The organism is Paraurantiacibacter namhicola (assembly GCF_001687545.1).
Lineage (GTDB): Bacteria > Pseudomonadota > Alphaproteobacteria > Sphingomonadales > Sphingomonadaceae > Paraurantiacibacter > Paraurantiacibacter namhicola.
On sequence record NZ_CP016545.1, the window covers coordinates 239,109 to 255,841 of the forward strand.

Sequence of the window (16,733 nt, forward strand, 5' to 3'; positions counted from 1 at the left end):
ACCGTCCGCTCATCCTGAGCCTGTCGAAGGATGCGGGCGCAGCGCTGGCTTGCTTCGACAAGCTCAGCACGAGCGGGACTAGGTCCAATGGCCCTCGGCCCGCGCCTCGACCTCAGGCAATCCCAGTCGCTGGTGATGACGCCGCAATTGCAGCAGGCGATCAAGCTGCTGGCGCTGTCCAATCTGGAGATCGAGACTTTCATCGGCGAAGCGCTGGAGGCCAATCCGCTGCTGGAAGCGGGCGAGGTAAAGGCGGAAGACCGCGAGGCGCCGGTGGAGGCCGAACCGCGCGATGCCACATCGGCCGAAGGCGAACGCGCCCTCGACATCGATGAAAGTGCGCTCGACCGCGACCGGGATACGGGCGACTGGTCCGCAGCAGGCGGCGCTGGTGGCAGCGAGGAACTGCGCGATATCGCGGAGCGCGGCGCGCAAGGCCCCACCCTTGCCGAACATCTCGACGCGCAAATCGGCCCCGCGGCAGCCAGCGACCGGCAGGCCTTCATCGCCCGCTACATCGCCGGCCTGCTGGACGAGGCGGGATACCTCACGAGCGACCTGCGCAATCTGATCAGCGACCTCGGCTGCACCATGGCGGAGGCGGAGTATGCCCTCGCCCTCATCCAGTCGCTCGACCCGACGGGTGTGGGCGCGCGGAGCCTTGCCGAATGCCTCGCGTTGCAGGCGAAAGAGGCCGACCGCTACGATCCGTGCATGGCGCGGCTGATCGACAACCTCGACCTGGTGGCGCGCGGCGACGTGTCCCGGCTGAAACGCATGTGCGACGTGGATGACGAGGATTTTGCCGATATGCTCGCCGAACTGCGCGGTTACGATCCCAAGCCCGGCCTGGCCTTCGGCAGCGAGGCTGGCAGCGCGGTGGAGCCGGACGTGCTGCTCGCCCCCGACGATACTGACGGCTGGCGGATAAAGCTGAACGAGGCGACCCTGCCGCGCCTGGTGGTCAATCGCAGCTACTACCTCGAACTGAAATCCGGCTGCACCGACAAGGCGAGCACCGGCTGGCTGGGCGAGAAGCTGGCCGACGCCAACTGGCTGATCAAGGCACTGGACCAGCGGGCGAAGACCATACTGAAGGTCACGCGCGAGATCGTGAAGCGGCAGGAAGGCTTCTTCCGCCGCGGGGTGAGCGAGCTGAAACCCCTCACCCTGCGCGAGGTGGCCGAAGAGATCGACATGCACGAAAGCACGGTCAGCCGCGTCACCAGCAACAAATACCTCAACTGCCCGCGCGGAACCTACGAGCTGAAATACTTCTTCACCTCCGGCGTCGGCCGCACCGGCGAAGGCGAAGATGGCGAAGGCGCCAGCAGTGAGGCCGTAAAAGCCCGCATCAAGGCCCTGACCGACGCGGAGGACGCCAAGTCCATCCTCTCCGACGACAAGCTGGTGGACCTGCTGAAGTCCGAAGGCTTCGACATCGCCCGCCGCACCGTAGCCAAATACCGCGAGGCCATGGGCATCGGCTCAAGCGTGCAGAGACGGCGGGCGAAGAAGCTGGCGGGTTTGGGGTAGAAGGCGCGTCGCTGGAAATCTGTGCTGTCTGTAAGCCACTGACGTTTATCACATCGTCCGCCCCCGGTCCGCAATCAGCTGACCGCAAGGGCGACCGCCCGCCCGGACCGGCCCCGCAGCGTAGCGAAGGGAACAGCCGGGAGGACGCGCCCACGGACGTGGGCGCATCAGACAAATCTACTGTCACCCAAAAGACTCAGCCCAAAAACGTTAACGCCGCTTACTGCTTGTTAACCTTTTTCGTTGAGAGATGGCGTGGTTAATACGCATCAACACCCGTTACCGCGGGGTTACGACAGGCAAAACGCCATCACGAATCAGGGGGGATAATCCCATGCGTGTACTGCTGATCGAAGACGAGCCGACAACCGCCAAGGCGATCGAGCTCATGCTGACCACGGAAGGCTTCAACGTCTATTCGACCGACCTGGGCGAAGAGGGTTTGGATCTGGGTAAGCTTTATGACTACGACATCATCCTGCTCGACCTGAACCTGCCTGACATGCATGGTTACGATGTGCTGAAGAAGCTGCGCGTCGCCAAGGTGCAGACGCCGGTCCTGATCCTGTCCGGCATTGCCGAAATGGACAGCAAGATCCGCAGCTTCGGCTTCGGCGCCGACGATTACGTGACCAAGCCGTTCCACCGCGACGAGCTGGTCGCCCGCATCCACGCCGTGGTGCGCCGTTCGAAGGGCCACAGCCAGTCGATCATCCGCACCGGCAAGCTGGCCGTGAACCTCGATGCCAAGACCGTGGAAGTCGACGGCGCGCGGGTCCACCTGACCGGCAAGGAATATGCGATGCTGGAGCTGCTCTCGCTCCGCAAAGGCACCACGCTGACCAAGGAAATGTTCCTCAACCACCTTTATGGCGGCATGGACGAGCCCGAACTCAAGATCATCGACGTGTTTATCTGCAAGCTGCGCAAGAAGCTTTCCAGCGCATGCGGCGGGGACAATTACATCGAGACCGTATGGGGCCGCGGCTATGTGCTGCGCGACCCGCAGGAAGAAGTCGAAGCGGCCTGATCGCTTCGCGGCGACCGGATTGCCCGGTCAATCCCGCAATCGCCTTTTCGCCCCGCCCGCCTCCTCCCGGCGGTGCGGGGCGATTGATTGTTTACCGCCCGGCGTTATGCAGGCGGCAGCCGCCGCAAGGTGGCAGGGCGCTCCGGCTTATCCGAACGGGAAACCGCTACGGATTATGCCGAGCGCCCTTTTTCACCGCCCCACATTGCGCTAACCGCCTGCGCCATGAGCGCACACAAGGAAGGCGACCCGACCACGATCGGCAGGCTTTATGGCCGCAGCCAGGGTAAGCCCCTGCGCGCAGCCCAGCAGGAGATGGTCGACAAGCTGCTGCCGCAGATCGCAGTGCCGGCGGAAGGCGAAGTGACGGCAGAGCGCCTGTTTGGCGCCGATCGCCCGCTGCATTTCGAGATCGGCTTCGGCGGCGGCGAGCACCTCGCTTACCGCGCGGACATGCTGCCGGATCACGGCTTCATCGGCGCGGAGCCGTTCCTGAACGGCGTGGCGCAGGCGCTGGGCCATGTGCGCGACGAGAACCTGGCCAATATCCGCCTGTTCCATGGCGATGCGCTGGACGCGCTCGCCCGCATTCCGGACGGCGCGCTCAGCATGGTGTACCTGCTGCACCCGGACCCCTGGCCCAAGGCCCGCCATGCCAAGCGGCGCATGATGAACGATGGCCCAGTGCAGCTGATCGCGCGCAAGCTGAAGCCCGGCGGCGAATTTCGCTTCGGTACGGACCACCCGGTCTATGTCCGCCACGCCATGATGGTGATGGACCGCCACGCAAAGACCTTCGAATGGCTGGCAGAGGCGCGCGGCGACTGGGAAAACCGCCCGTCGGGCTGGAGCGAGACGCGCTACGAGCACAAGGCGCGCACGGTCTACGGGCACGAGGTCTGGTACTTCCGATATCGGCGGCGCTGAGGCGATGCCGACGATCATGACACACGCAGTCGTGCCGCTGGCCGCCGCCGCTCTGGCGGGCCGGGGCACGATCCCGCCGAAGGTAGCGCTGGCTGGCTCCGTGCTGGCCATGCTGCCCGACGCAGACGTCATCGGCCTCCGCTTCGGTGTGGACTATGCCGATGCCTGGGGCCACCGCGGCGCAACGCATTCGCTGGCGATTGCCGGACTGGTGGCCGCGGCGATCGCGGCGGTCTGGACGCAGGCGCGCAATTGGCCAGCCTTCCTGTTCCTCTTCCTCGCCACCGCCTCGCACGGCCTGCTCGATATGCTCACCGATGGCGGGCTTGGCGTCGGGCTGCTCTGGCCTGCCAGTGAGGAGCGGCTTTTCTGGCCAGTGACGCCGGTCCGCGTGTCACCTATCGGAGCGGGATTCTTTTCAATGCGGGGCGTGGAAACACTGGCGAGCGAGCTAGTGTGGATCTGGTTGCCCGCAGGCGTGCTCGCAGCCATCGGCATCGCGGCGCGGCGGCGACGCGCATGACGCGCCTGATCGCCTTTAACAAGCCGATGGGCGTGCTGAGCCAGTTCAGCGGCGGCAAGGATGACAGCCCGCATCCCACGCTGGCGGAATATATCGACGTGCCCGGCGTCTATCCCGCCGGGCGGCTGGACCGGGACAGCGAAGGGCTGCTTCTCTTGACGGGCGATGGCCGCCTGCAGGCCCGGATCGCGGAGCCGAAGCACAAGATGCCCAAGACTTACCTGGCGCAGGTCGAGGGTGAGCCGGACGACGCGGCGATTGAAAAACTGCGTGGCGGCGTGATGCTGAAGGATGGACTGACCCGTCCTGCCAAGGCCCGCCGGATCGATCCGCCTGCGATCTGGGAGCGCGACCCGCCCATCCGTTTCCGCAAGAATGTGGCAGACAGCTGGATAGAGCTGGTCATCACCGAAGGCCGCAATCGGCAGGTGCGCCGGATGACTGCGGCCGTGGGACATCCGACGCTGCGTCTCGTGCGCTGGAAGGTGGGCGAGTGGACGCTGGATGGCCTCGCACCGGGTAAATGGCGGGAGGTCGCCGGCAGCTGACGGCGCGGCGGCCTGCCCGTATCAGTCGCCGAAGAAGGTCACCTTGCCGGTTTCCAGCGAGTACATCCCGCCGACGATGGCGATCTCGCCGTTCTCCTCCATCTCGCGCAGGATCGGGCTTTCCTCGCGGATCCGCTCGATATTGCGCTCCACGTTATGGGTCGCCACTCGGTGCACGAAATCGTCATTGGCGCTGCTGCGGTCGCCGCCCTCTTCCACGGCCTCCACGGCCGGGCGGATCTTGGAGAGCATGGCGGTGATGTTGCCCAGCTCGACGGCATCCACCGCGCTCTTCACCGCGCCGCAATGCTGGTGGCCGAGCACGAGGATCAGCTTCGAGCCGGAGACCTTGCAGGCAAATTCCATGCTGCCGAGGATATCCGTGTTGACGAAATTGCCGGCCACGCGGGCCACGAACAAATCGCCGATACCGCGGTCGAACACATCCTCCACCGGCACGCGGGAATCTACGCATGACAGGACGATGGCCTTGGGAAACTGGCTGGCAGCCGCCATGCGCACCTGCGCCACGTGATTGCGCAGCGTCACATCGCCATTGGCGAAACGCGCGTTGCCCTGCTTCAGGAGATCGATCACCGCAGCTGGCGTCAGGCGATCCTGCTCCTCCTTGGTGAGGACCTTTTCGACCAGCCCTTCACGCTGGACATTGATGCTGCTTTCCTCGGTCATGCGGGCACACTCCTGCTGGTGGTCCAAGGAAATTTCCCCTGGCTCAGATCGAACAGATAACCAAAAACCGCCAACTTTTGATCCCGGCCAGGCATGATGCCGCCGTCAGCCCACCACGCCTGCGCTCGCCAGGACGGCCAGCGTCAGGATGTCGGGGGCGATGGCGGTCATCGGGGCGATCTGCACCGGCTTTTCCGAACCGATCATCATCGGGCCGATGGTGGCATCCCCGCCCAGCTCGCGCAGGATCTTGGCGGATAGATTGGCCGATTGCAGGCCGGGCATGATCAGCACATTGGCCGGGCCGGACAGGCGGCTGAACGGATACAGCTCCATCACCTTGGGATTGAGCGCGGCATCGGGCGCCATCTCGCCTTCATATTCGAAGCCGGGGTCTTCCTTGTCGAGGATGGCCACCGCATCGCGAATATTGCCCAGCCACTGGCCGGAGGGATTCCCGAATGTCGAATAGCTGAGGAAAGCAACGCGCGGTTCGTGGCCCATGCGGCGGGCGACGGCGGCGGTTTCCTTGGCGATATGGGCCAGTTCCTCTGCCGTGGGCCGTTCGTTGATCGTGGTGTCGGCAAGGAAGGTGGTGTGGTTCTTGCCGATCATCATGTGAATGCCGAAGGGCGTTGCGCCAGGCTTTGAATCCAGCACGCGGGAAATCTCGCGCGCCGTCTGGCTGAAGGTGCGCGTCAGGCCGGATATCAGCCCGTCGCCAACGCCCAGCGCCACCAGCAGCGCGGCAAAGACATTGCGCTCCTGGTTCACCATGCGGCGTACGTCACGCTCTGTATAACCGCGGCGTTGCAGCCGCTTGTAGAGGTAATCCACCATCGCCGGCACATGGCTGGAGGTGTAGGAATTCTCGATCTGGAAGCTGTCCGGATCGTCCACCGCCAGCTCCACCAGCAATTCGCGAACGCGCTCCGTCCGGCCGACCAGGATGGGCGTGCCATAGCCGTAATCGCGGAATTGGATCGCGGCGCGCAGGGCCACTTCCTCTTCCGCCTCAGCAAAGACCATGGTCTTGGGATTGGCGCGCGCCTGCTCGTAAATCGTGGTCAGCGCGGCGGTCGTGGGGTTGAGACGCGATTTGAGCGCAACGGCATATTCGTCGAAATCGGCGATCGGCGCGCGGGCGACCCCGCTCTCCATCGCGGCCTTGGCCACGGCCGAGGAGACCACTTCGATAAGGCGCGGATCGAACGGCGCGGGGATGATGTAATCCTCCCCGAACTGGTGATTGACGCCGTAAGCTGCGGCAACCTCTTCCGGCACGCGCTCGCGCGCCAGCCGGGCGATGGCCTCGGCAGCGGCGATCTTCATTTCCTCGTTGATGGCGGTGGCCTGCACATCCAGCGCACCGCGGAAGATGAAGGGGAAGCCCAGGACATTGTTGACCTGGTTGGGGAAATCGCTGCGCCCGGTGGCGATGATCGCGTCGGGGCGCACGGCTTTCGCCTCGTCCGGCATGATTTCGGGCACGGGGTTTGCCATGGCAAAGATGATGGGCTGCGGCGCCATCTTCTTTACCCATTCCGGCTTCAGCGCACCGGCGGCAGATAGGCCCAGGAAGATGTCCGCACCATCCAGCGCCTCTTCCAGCGTGCGCGCATCTGTCGGCACGGCATGCGCGCTCTTCCACTGGTCCACATTGTCGCGGCCGGGGTAGATCGGGCCGGAGCGGTCGCAAACGATCACATTCTCGTGAGGGACGCCCAACGCCTTGATCAGCGCGGTGCAGGCAAGCGCGCTAGCGCCCGCGCCGTTCACCACCATACGGCAATCCTTCAGCTCGCGCTTCGTCAGGTGCACCGCATTGATAAGGCCCGCAGCCGCGATGATGGCCGTGCCGTGCTGGTCGTCATGCATCACGGGGATTTTCATCCGCTCGCGCAGGGCCTGCTCGATGATGAAGCATTCGGGCGCGGCGATGTCTTCCAGATTGATGCCGCCGAATGTCGGCTCCATCAGCGCCACGGCTTCGATGAACTTTTCCGGGTCTTCGGTGTCCAGCTCGATATCGATCGAATCCACATCGGCGAAGCGTTTGAACAGCACCGCCTTGCCTTCCATCACCGGCTTGGATGCAAGCGCGCCGAGGTTGCCCAGCCCGAGGATCGCAGTGCCGTTGGAGATGACCGCCACGAGATTGGATCGCGCGGTATATCTGGCAGCATTGGCCGGGTCTTCCGCAATCGCTTCCACCGGGGCAGCCACGCCGGGCGAATAAGCCAGCGCCAGGTCGCGCTGCGTTGCCATCGGCTTGGATGCGATGATCTCGATCTTACCCGGGCGGATGGTCTCGTGATAGAACAGCGCCTCGCGGGCGGTGAAACCGGACTGCTTCTCTTCTGCCAAAACCTGCGTGTCCCTCTGAAACTCTCTGCGCGCCCAGCCCTAGCGGCTGGCTTTGCCAAGGGACAGGGGAAACCGGCAGGCGCGCGCTTCCCGAATCGGATGGCCACGCGCTACGCCTGCCCGATGGCCGGCGGCGCAACCCCGATGATGCAGCAATATCTCTCGCTGAAGGGCGAGGCGGGCGATTGCCTGCTATTCTACCGTATGGGCGATTTCTTCGAGCTGTTCTTCGAGGATGCGCGCGTGGCCGCCGGCGTGCTGGACATCGCGCTGACCAGCCGCGGCGAGCATGACGGGCAGCCCGTGCCGATGTGCGGCGTGCCGGTGCACTCGGCCGAGAGCTATCTTGCCCGGCTGATCAAGGCGGGCTGCCGCGTGGCCATCGCGGAACAGGTGGAAACGCCGGAGGAGGCAAAGGCGCGGGCCAAGCGCGAGGGCCTGCCGTCCTCGAAAGTGCTGGTGGCGCGCGACATCGTGCGCTTCGTCACCGCCGGAACGCTGACCGAGGAAGCCCTGCTGGAGCCGCGCCGCGCAAACATGCTGGCTGCAGTGTGCGAGCTGCGCGGCAGCGTGGGAATTGCTGCCTGCGATATCTCGACCGGGCGGATGGAGCTGGAGGAATGCGCGCCCGATGCGCTGCCCGCTGCGCTGGCCCGGATCGGCGCGAGCGAGCTGGTAGCGCCTGAAGGCTGGCCGGCAGCGCCTGACGCCATCCCCCGCCCCGCCAGCGATTTTGCCAGCGATGACGGCGCGGCGCGGCTGAAGGCGATCCATGGCACCTCCACGCTGGATGGCTTTGGCAGTTTCACCCGCGCCATGCTCGCGGCGGCCGCCGGGCTGGTCGCGTATCTCGACCATGCCGGGCGCGGCACGCTTCCCTTCCTGCTGCCGCCCGTGGCCCGGGCCAGCGATGCTGCGCTGGCGATGGACGAGGCTACACGCACCAGCCTGGAAATCCTCACCGCGCAGGATGGCGGGCGCGCCGGCAGCCTGGCGGCGGCAGTGGACCGCTGCTCCACCGGTGCAGGCGCGCGGCTGCTGGCAGAAGACCTCTCCGCGCCCCTGCGCGACCGCGCAGCAATCGAGCAGCGGCTGGCGCTCGTCGCCTTCCTGCATGACGATCCGATCCTGCGCGCGGACCTGCGCGAAGTGCTGCGCGCGCTGCCCGATATCGGGCGGGCGCTGGGCCGCATCGTTGCCGGGCGCGGGTCCCCGCGCGACCTTGGGCAGGTGCGTGACGGGCTGGTGGAGGCACGCCGCGTGCGCGACTTCCTGCAAGCGAGCGACGAGCGCCCCGCCCTGCTGGACAGGCTGCTGCCGGACATGGGCGGCCACGGCGCGCTGACGGATCTGCTCGGCCGCGCGCTGGTTCCTTCGCCTCCCACCGAACGCCAGGGCGGCGGCTATATCGCGGCAGGCTACGATGCGGCGCTGGACGAGCTGCGCGATGTCTCCGGCAATGCGCGCCGCGCCATCGCCGCGCTGGAAGGCCGCTACCGCGAGGAGACGGACACCCCCTCGCTGAAGATCAAGCATAACGGCGTGCTCGGCTATTTCATCGAAGTCCCGGCCAAGCACGGCGACAAGCTGATGGCCGCGGACAGCGGCTTCACCCATCGCCAGACCATGGCCAATGCGGTGCGTTTCAACTCCCTGAAACTGCACGAGGAGGCGAGCCGCATCTCCGAGGCGGGCGGGCGGGCCCTGGCAGCGGAAGAGGCGCATTTCGAGGAGCTGGTCGAGGCCGTCGTGACCGCGCGGCAGGCGATTGCCGCCACGGCAGCGGCGCTGGCCCGGCTGGACGTCGGCGCAGGACAGGCGGAACGCGCGGCGGAAGGCGGCTGGGCACGGCCGGAGATCGCCGAAGCGCGCTGCCTGGAAATCGAAGGCGGGCGCCATCCGGTGGTGGAAGCGGCGCTGGCGAAGTCCGGCGAGCGCTTCGTCGCCAACGATTGCACCTTGGGCGAGACCGACCGGCTATGGCTGATCGGCGGGCCGAACATGGGCGGCAAATCCACCTTCCTGCGCCAGAACGCGCTGATCGTGCTGCTGGCACAGGCGGGCGGCTATGTGCCCGCCAGCCGCGCGAAGATCGGGCTGGTGGACCGGCTCTTCAGCCGCGTCGGCGCATCGGACAACCTCGCCCGCGGACGCTCCACCTTCATGGTCGAGATGGTCGAAACCGCCGCCATCCTGAGCCAGGCGACGGAGGACAGCTTCGTCATACTGGACGAGGTCGGGCGCGGGACCTCCACCTATGACGGGCTGGCGCTGGCCTGGGCCGTGGTCGAAGCGGTGCACGAGACGAACCGGGCTCGCTGCCTGTTCGCCACGCATTACCACGAACTGAGCCGGCTGGCCGAAACCTGCGACAGCCTTTCACTGCACCACGTCCGTGCGCGCGAATGGAAGGGCGAGCTGGTGCTGCTGCACGAGCTGGCGGAAGGGCCGGCGGACCGGTCCTACGGCCTGGCCGTGGCCAAGCTGGCTGGTGTGCCGCAGCCCGTGGTCAAGCGCGCGAAGTCTGTCCTCGACAAGCTTGAAAAAGGCCGCGCCGAGACCGGCGGGCTTGCCGCCGGGCTTGGCGAATTGCCGCTTTTCGCCGCTGCCGCCGAGGCGGAGGAGGAAGAGTGCGACCTGCTGCGCGAGAAGCTCAGCGCCACCGATGTGGACGCGCTTTCCCCGCGCGAGGCGCTGGAGCTGCTGTATGAGCTGAAGCGCGAAGCGGGAACGGGCTGAGCCGCGCGGGCATTACCTTACAATGGCAGAAAATCCCGACCCCGCGTCCGACACCGACAAGAGCACGAAATGGGCGGAGGACCGGACCGATTGGGCCGAGGACCGCACCATCATGGCGCTGGAGCGAACCTTTGCCGGCTGGATGCGCACCGCCTTCGCGGCCATCGCCATCGGCATCGGCTTTCGCGCCCTATTTGGCGAGTTCGAGCCACCATGGCTGGCCAAGGCCATCGCGACGATGTTCATCACGCTGGCGATCGTTTTTGCGCTGGGCGCAGAGCGGCGGGCCTGCCGGGCCTTCACCCGGCTTTCCAGCCACGCAGTGGACTCGCCCAAGCTGCCCAATATCAAGCTGATCGCTTATGCGATCTCCGCCGGGGCGGCCCTGCTGATCGTGGCGCTATGGGTGCTGAATGACGGACAGATTGCCGCCTGACGATCCGCTCTAGTCCTTCGGGGCTGCTTCGCCGTCGGAGGGCAGGTCGCGGTCGATCTTGTTCGCTTCGCCATACTTGCCGGCATTGTCATCCATGTTCGGCTCACCGCTGTAAGCGTCCATGTCGATCCGGCCGGAGCTTTCCATGTCGCGCATGTGGTCGACAAGATCCTGCGTGGAATCGCCCATCAGGCCGGAGCTGTTCGGAGACTTCGTGCTTTCGGTCGGGCTGCCGGTCTCTTCGGTCAGCGCCTGTGCCTGCGCGGCAACTTCCTGCGCCTGGCTGCGGTGATCGTCCTGCTCGTCATTGTGCAGTTCCGGCGCCTGGTCAGCCATGCGCTGTTCTTTCGATTCCGGGTTCGTATCACTCATCGGGAGTCTCCTTTCCCCGTCAACGGGCAGGAGACAGGCCGCGTTCCCGCATATTAGCGGTTTGCGCCCGGTACCCAGAGCGGATCGCCGCCCTGCGCAGCATTTACGGCGCGGGAGAGAACGAAGAGGTAATCCGAAAGCCGGTTGATATAGGCAAGGGCAGCCGGATTGACCGGCTCCGACGCAGCAAGCTCCGCCATCGCCCGTTCGGCCCGCCGGACCGTGCCGCGTGCGATATGCAGGCGCCCCGCGCCCTCGCTGCCGCCCGGCAGGATGAAGCTGGTCAGCGGCTCGAGATTTTCGTTGAGCGCATCGATCGCCTGCTCCAGCCAGTCCACCTGCGACTGCACGATGCGCAGCACCATTTCGGACGGCGCAAAGTCGTCTCCCGGGGTCGCAAGGTCCGCGCCCAGGTCGAACAGATCGTTCTGGATGCGGGTTAGGGCCTCGGCATGATCCTGCGCGGCGAGCAGGGCGAGGCCGAGCGCGGCATTCGCCTCGTCCACCACGCCGATCGCGTCCATGCGCGGGCAGAATTTCGCCACCCGGCTGCCATCGACGAGGCCACTGGTGCCGTCATCGCCGGTGCGGGTGTAAATCTTGTTGAGTTTTACCATCGGCCGGGCGCAGCGCCGATCAGCTGGCCATGGCGAGGATGATCGCCACAACCACGATGGCCAGTGCCTGGTACTTGATGCGCGCGAACATCGCCTGGTTCTGCTTCGTCTGGTTGGCATGCATGCGCTCGTCCCCTTCCTCCAGGTCCATCTTGGTGGACTGCAGGAACGCGACGATGCCGCGCACGAGCGCGACGACGACCATGACCATGAGGAAGACGAGGACGATGATGAGGACTGTCTGCATGGCGTCAAGATAGGGAGGGTGAGAGGCTTATTCCAGAGGGGAAGCGGCCCGCCCTGATATCGGCCGCCAGTGCGGGGCCATCCTCCCCCGCCAGCCGCCTTTCGGACAGCCCGAAACCCGCTGCGCCAGAGCCGCGCCGCTTCGCCAGTTTCTGTCCGTCCGGCTCCACCAGCAGCGCGTGGTGATGCCAGCGCGGCACGGGCAGGCTGAGCAGTTCCTGCAGCAAGCGGTGCACATGGGTGGCGGCAAATAGGTCCGATCCGCGCGTCACCAGCGTCACCCCATCCGCCGCATCGTCCAGCGTGGCGGCAAGATGGTAGCTGGCCGGCGTAGCGGCATCCTTGCGGACCAGCACGACATCGCCGAGCAGCCCTGGCTGCGCCTCCTGCTCTCCGGCCAGCTCGTCCGACCAGGTCAGCGCGCCGGTCCGGCTGACGGCTTCATCGACATCCAGCCGCCATGCGAACGGCCCCTCGCCGACAGGGCCGCGCGTCCGGCAGGTTCCGGGATAAAGCGGCGCGCCCATGGGATCGGTCTGCGTCGCGGCGGCGGCAATGTCGGCGCGGGTGCAGGAACAGGGATACAGCAAGCCTTCCCCGCGCAGCGTCTCCGCCGCCGCCTCGTAAGCTTCGATACGTGTGGACTGCGCTGCGACCTCTTCCCATTCCAGCCCCAGCCACGCCAGGTCGGCGCGGAATTGCTCAGGCAGTTCGGACCGCGAACGGCCGCCGTCGATATCCTCGATCCGCAACAGGAAGCGGCCGGCCCGCGCCGCCACCAGGTCATGTGCCACGATGGCGCTGTAAGCATGGCCGAGGTGCAGCGGGCCGTTGGGGCTGGGGGCGAAGCGGGTGATCGTCACGCAGGCTTCCTAGCGCAAATGCGGGGACAGCAAGTGGAAAGCTGTGGATTGCCTGCGCGTAACCGGGTTGACGCAATGCCGTGCAAATGGTGACCTGCCGTCAATCGGGAGGGAGCCGCGACGTGTTCAAGGCCGATCTGATCGAAAGGGCCGCAAACTTCCGCTCCATGGCGGAGGATCCCGAACGCACGCTGGAAAGCTGCCCGGCGCTGGTCCTGAACGCCGATTACACCCCGCTATCCTATTACCCGCTCTCGCTCTGGCCTTGGCAGACCGCGATCAAGGCGGTGTTCCTGGAGCGGGTGGACATCATCGCCAGTTACGACCGGGCGGTGCATTCGCAGAGCCTCGACATGAAAGTGCCCAGCGTCATCGCGCTGCGGCAATATGTGAAGCCGAGTGAATTTCCCGCCTTCACGCGCTTCAACCTGTTCCTGCGTGACCGCTTCTCCTGCCAGTTCTGCGGCAGCCAGCAGCATTTGACCTTCGACCATGTCGTGCCCCGAAGACTGGGCGGCAAGACGACGTGGGAGAATATCGCCACCGCTTGCGCACCCTGCAACATGAAGAAAGGCGGGCGCACGCCGCAGCAAGCCGGCATGCAGCTCTACACAAGGCCCATCCGCCCGACGCACTGGCAGCTGCAACAGCAGGGCCGCGGCTTCCCGCCGAACTTCCTGCACGAAACCTGGCGCGACTGGCTTTACTGGGACATCGAGCTGGAGGCCTAAGCCGAATACATGGGTTCGTTTCTTGAAATCATGGGCAATGCCGACACCCTTAGTGCTGTGGCGGCGGGGTCCGTAGGGGCGCTGATCGGATTGATTGGCGTTGTCTGGGTAGCGAAAAGCAATTCCGCCGCTCAGACGGAGCTCAATATTTGGAACACCACCCTCGATCTGCAAAAAGAATTCAATAGCCGTGCAATGCAAGATGATCGCAGGACGGCAATGGATGCAATTTTGCGCTATCCAAAGATTAAATTGGAAGTCGGCGAAGAGAAAAAATTCAAAAGCCTTAGTCGAGACGATTTGGATGCAATCTGGTCAGTGGCAGACTTTTATTATCGTCTCTCTTTGTTGGCGCGTAAAAATCGCGTCAAAAAAGACTATATTCCACGGGCATTCGGCCAAACTTTTGTTTGGTATATGACTGCGTATTTCGATGATTATGAAGACGGTCCAGCAGAAGAAATTGCTAAAGAACTACGCTGGCTAAAAAGCCAGATCATAGGTGAGTATTCCAATACGGAAGAGAGAGCAGCATTGGACCGTTGGGCATCGGCTGCGATCGTGAAGGCAGCAGAGACGGATCGTTAAGTCACCGCCGCCCTTTGCATGAACTCGTCACGCTCCCACTCGCCGGTCTGCAGGATTTCGCCCAGCGCTTCCGCGGCGCGGTAGCAATCTTCGTAGCGGATGTAGGCAGGCGCGAGGCCGAGGCGCAGGATGTCCGGATCGCGGAAATCGCCGATGATGCCGCGCGCGATCAGGGCCTGGCTGAGGGCATAGGCGTTCTCGTGGCGGAAACTGAGCTGGCTGCCGCGCTGCGCCGGGTCGGCTGGGCTGATGCAGGGCAGGTCCGGGGCGAAATGGGCGATGGCGCGGCGCAGGAACTCTGAAAGCCCGCGCGATTTTTCGACCAGACGGTCCATGCCGATCTCTGCCACCAGTTCCACGCCCTGCTCCAGCGCGGACAGACCCAATACGGGCGGCGTGCCCGCCAGCATCCGCTCCATCCCGGGCGCAGGGCGGTAATCGTCCTCGAAGGCAAAGGGTGCGGCATGGCCGAACCAGCCGGTCAGCGGCTGGCCCATCGTGTCGTGATGGCGCTCGGCCGCATAGGCGAATGCTGGCGCGCCGGGGCCGCCGTTGAGGTATTTGTAGCCGCAGCCGACCGCGAAATCGGCACCCGCCGCATTCAGCTGCACCGGCACAGCGCCGGTCGAATGGGAAAGGTCCCACAGCACCAGCGCGCCCGCTTCATGCGCCGCCTTCGTCAGCGCGGCCATGTCGAACATCTCGCCGGTCTTGTAATGCACATGGGTGAGCATCAGCAGGGCGACATCATCGTCCAGCGCATCGACCAGCCGTGCACGCTCCGCCAGGCGCCGCTCTGCCAGCCCCTGCGCTTCCAGCCCGGCGATCATGTAGAGGTCGGTCGGAAAATTGCCCGGCTCGCTCAGCACCACCTTCCGGCCGGGACGCATCTGCAGCGCCGCGGCTATCAGCTTGAATAGGTTCACGCTGGTGGAATCGCAGGCGATGACCTCGTGCGGTTGCGCGCCGATCAGCGGGGCGATCTTGCCGCCCACGCGCTGCGGCAAATTCACCCAGTCCGCCGTGTTCCAGCTGCGGATCAGCCCCTCGCCCCATTGCTTGCGGACCACCTCGCCCAGATGCGCCGCCGTGCGCAGCGGCAGGGCGCCAAGTGAATTGCCATCGAGGTAAATGACACCCGGCGGCAGGTCGAACTGCCCGCGATAGCCCGCAATGGCATCGCCCGCATCAAGCTCGCGCGCGGATTGCAGCAGCGTAGTGTCGGTCAAATCTCCGTCCTCACCGCCAGCAATTCGGGGAAGAAGCCCAGCTTTAGCACGCTTTCGAGGTAGGGCACGCCCGCCGTGCCGCCCGTACCGCGCTTGAAGCCGATAATCCGCTCCACCGTCTTTAGGTGCCCGAAGCGCCAGCGCTGGAAATGGTATTCCAGGTCCACCAGCTTTTCGGCCAGCTCGTAAAGGTCCCAGTATTCATCCGGCTGGCGATAGACCTGCGCCCAGGCCTGCGTCACTTCCGGGATCGCCTCGTGCGGGCCGGCAAGATCGCCCTTCACCAGCCCGTCCGGGATGCTGAAACCGCGCCGCCGCATCAGGCGCAGGACTTCGCCGTAAAGGCTCGGCCGCTCCAGCTCGGCGCGCAGCTTTGCCGCCACGTCGGGCGTTGCCTCGTGCATCGTCACCATGTCCGGGTTGCGGCCGCCCAGCATGAATTCCATCAGCCGGTATTGCGCGGACTGGAAGCCGCTGGAGCCGCCAAGGTGCGGACGGATCAGCGAATAATCGTGCGGGGTCATCGTGCTGAGCACGTCCCAGCTGGAAATCAGCTGGTTCTGAGCCCGCGCCACGCGCGCCAGCATCTTGAAGGCCGGGCTCAGCTCATCCGCGATGATCAGATCGCGCGCGGCGGAAAGCTCGTGCAGGCACAGCTTAAGCCACAGCTCGCTGGCCTGGTGGACGATGATGAAGAGAAATTCGTCATGCGCGTCCGATGCCGGATGCTGCGCAGACAGGACCCGGTCGAGGTCCAAGTAGCTTGAATAGGTAACGTCGCCATTCGCCATGCCGGGGGCTTACGCGAGAGCGGTTGCAAATGGAACTATTGCTCGATCACCTGCGTGGCGGGGTGATGCTTGTCGAGATGCGCCTTCACGATCCGCAGGTTCTTGCTGTTGGAGCGATAGAGGAAGTCGAACAGGTCGCCTGCAAGCGGGACCGCGCCCACTGCGCTGTCCACGGCGATATTGCCGGCCATGCGCAGAAGCTTCCATTTCGGCAGGCCCAGATTGCGCGCTTCCCACACGATATAGGCGCCCATGGCCGCGGTGATGAAATCGCCCACCACCGGGATGAGGCCCGCGATCGCGTCCAAGCCCACGGGCCGGTTGATACCGGGGATGACGAAGCTGCGTTCCAGCACCTTTTCCATCGCCTCTATCCGGCGGCGGATGCTTTGCGGATCATTGCCCAGCGGCAGGTCGAAGCCGTCTCTGCCTTCCATGGCGGGTCCGGCCTGCATCGGGCGGGGCCGGGCGGGGCGGGGCTTTTGCGGGTCTTCCATCGG

Annotated in this window: 18 protein-coding genes; 9 read left to right on the forward strand and 9 right to left on the reverse strand. The window is 65.1% G+C overall.

Going from position 1 to position 16,733, the window contains the following annotated elements:
* Positions 1-87: 87 nt before the first annotated feature.
* The 5 genes from rpoN (at position 88) to A6F65_RS01145 (ending at position 4,564) form a co-directional block, all read left to right on the forward strand.
* The gene (gene rpoN, locus A6F65_RS01125) at positions 88-1,536 is read left to right on the forward strand and encodes an RNA polymerase factor sigma-54 (protein ID WP_067784885.1); all 1,449 of its coding nucleotides are present in this window, start codon (positions 88-90) and stop codon (positions 1,534-1,536) included.
* A 334-nt stretch (positions 1,537-1,870) separates the two neighbouring features.
* Entirely contained in the window at positions 1,871-2,566 is a 696-nt protein-coding gene (gene ctrA / locus A6F65_RS01130) for a response regulator transcription factor CtrA (protein ID WP_067784887.1), read from the forward strand.
* A gap of 225 nt (positions 2,567-2,791) precedes the next feature.
* Entirely contained in the window at positions 2,792-3,493 is a 702-nt protein-coding gene (gene trmB / locus A6F65_RS01135; protein ID WP_067784890.1) for a tRNA (guanine(46)-N(7))-methyltransferase TrmB, read from the forward strand.
* 16 nt (positions 3,494-3,509) lie between these two features.
* Positions 3,510-4,016, forward strand: a complete 507-nt coding sequence (locus A6F65_RS01140; protein WP_205631891.1) for a metal-dependent hydrolase — start codon at positions 3,510-3,512, stop codon at positions 4,014-4,016.
* On the forward strand, positions 4,013-4,564 hold the full coding sequence (locus A6F65_RS01145; RefSeq protein WP_067784896.1) for a pseudouridine synthase: 552 nt from the start codon (positions 4,013-4,015) through the stop codon (positions 4,562-4,564). The genes A6F65_RS01140 and A6F65_RS01145 overlap by 4 nt, the downstream gene beginning before the upstream one ends.
* A 21-nt stretch (positions 4,565-4,585) precedes the next feature.
* Here A6F65_RS01145 and A6F65_RS01150 read toward each other — a convergent pair whose 3' ends face one another.
* Positions 4,586-5,254, reverse strand: coding sequence for a carbonic anhydrase family protein (locus tag A6F65_RS01150; RefSeq protein ID WP_083989135.1), 669 nt, complete (start codon positions 5,252-5,254; stop codon positions 4,586-4,588).
* A gap of 105 nt (positions 5,255-5,359) precedes the next feature.
* Complete coding sequence (locus tag A6F65_RS01155) at positions 5,360-7,621, reverse strand: NADP-dependent malic enzyme (RefSeq protein WP_067784901.1); 2,262 nt, start codon at positions 7,619-7,621, stop codon at positions 5,360-5,362.
* A gap of 123 nt (positions 7,622-7,744) precedes the next feature.
* Here A6F65_RS01155 and mutS point away from each other — a divergent pair, with 123 nt between their 5' ends.
* Together mutS and A6F65_RS01165 are read left to right on the forward strand one after the other, a co-directional pair.
* Positions 7,745-10,360 carry a DNA mismatch repair protein MutS gene (gene mutS, locus A6F65_RS01160; RefSeq protein WP_067789670.1) on the forward strand — a complete coding sequence of 872 codons (2,616 nt, stop codon included), beginning with the start codon at positions 7,745-7,747 and terminating at the stop codon, positions 10,358-10,360.
* Between the two features lie 22 nt (positions 10,361-10,382).
* The gene (locus tag A6F65_RS01165; protein WP_067784904.1) at positions 10,383-10,796 is read left to right on the forward strand and encodes a YidH family protein; all 414 of its coding nucleotides are present in this window, start codon (positions 10,383-10,385) and stop codon (positions 10,794-10,796) included.
* Between the two features lie 9 nt (positions 10,797-10,805).
* Here A6F65_RS01165 and A6F65_RS01170 read toward each other — a convergent pair whose 3' ends face one another.
* Genes A6F65_RS01170 through gluQRS form a run of 4 tightly spaced genes read right to left on the reverse strand, consistent with a single transcriptional unit; the run spans position 10,806 to position 12,894 of the window.
* Positions 10,806-11,168, reverse strand: coding sequence for a hypothetical protein (locus A6F65_RS01170; RefSeq protein ID WP_067784906.1), 363 nt, complete (start codon positions 11,166-11,168; stop codon positions 10,806-10,808).
* A gap of 53 nt (positions 11,169-11,221) precedes the next feature.
* Positions 11,222-11,785: a cob(I)yrinic acid a,c-diamide adenosyltransferase gene (locus A6F65_RS01175; RefSeq protein WP_067784909.1), complete on the reverse strand. Its 564-nt coding sequence runs from the start codon at positions 11,783-11,785 to the stop codon at positions 11,222-11,224.
* Positions 11,786-11,804: 19 nt separating this feature from the next.
* On the reverse strand, positions 11,805-12,032 hold the full coding sequence (locus tag A6F65_RS01180; RefSeq protein ID WP_067784911.1) for an HIG1 domain-containing protein: 228 nt from the start codon (positions 12,030-12,032) through the stop codon (positions 11,805-11,807).
* Positions 12,033-12,036: 4 nt separating this feature from the next.
* Positions 12,037-12,894: a tRNA glutamyl-Q(34) synthetase GluQRS gene (gene gluQRS, locus A6F65_RS01185; RefSeq protein ID WP_067784914.1), complete on the reverse strand. Its 858-nt coding sequence runs from the start codon at positions 12,892-12,894 to the stop codon at positions 12,037-12,039.
* Positions 12,895-13,016: 122 nt separating this feature from the next.
* Here gluQRS and A6F65_RS01190 point away from each other — a divergent pair, with 122 nt between their 5' ends.
* Both A6F65_RS01190 and A6F65_RS01195 read left to right on the forward strand, forming a co-directional pair.
* The gene (locus A6F65_RS01190; protein WP_067784917.1) at positions 13,017-13,625 is read left to right on the forward strand and encodes an HNH endonuclease; all 609 of its coding nucleotides are present in this window, start codon (positions 13,017-13,019) and stop codon (positions 13,623-13,625) included.
* A 9-nt stretch (positions 13,626-13,634) separates the two neighbouring features.
* Entirely contained in the window at positions 13,635-14,213 is a 579-nt protein-coding gene (locus A6F65_RS01195; protein WP_067784920.1) for a hypothetical protein, read from the forward strand.
* Here the strand turns inward: A6F65_RS01195 and kynU are convergent.
* Genes kynU through A6F65_RS01210 form a run of 3 tightly spaced genes read right to left on the reverse strand, consistent with a single transcriptional unit; the run spans position 14,210 to position 16,730 of the window.
* Positions 14,210-15,427 carry a kynureninase gene (kynU, locus tag A6F65_RS01200; RefSeq protein WP_067789674.1) on the reverse strand — a complete coding sequence of 406 codons (1,218 nt, stop codon included), beginning with the start codon at positions 15,425-15,427 and terminating at the stop codon, positions 14,210-14,212. The genes A6F65_RS01195 and kynU overlap by 4 nt on opposite strands.
* Positions 15,428-15,438: 11 nt before the next feature.
* Positions 15,439-16,233, reverse strand: coding sequence for a tryptophan 2,3-dioxygenase (locus A6F65_RS01205; RefSeq protein ID WP_067784934.1), 795 nt, complete (start codon positions 16,231-16,233; stop codon positions 15,439-15,441).
* Positions 16,234-16,268: 35 nt separating this feature from the next.
* Positions 16,269-16,730, reverse strand: a complete 462-nt coding sequence (locus A6F65_RS01210) for a DUF4112 domain-containing protein (RefSeq protein ID WP_083989136.1) — start codon at positions 16,728-16,730, stop codon at positions 16,269-16,271.
* Positions 16,731-16,733 lie beyond the last annotated feature (3 nt).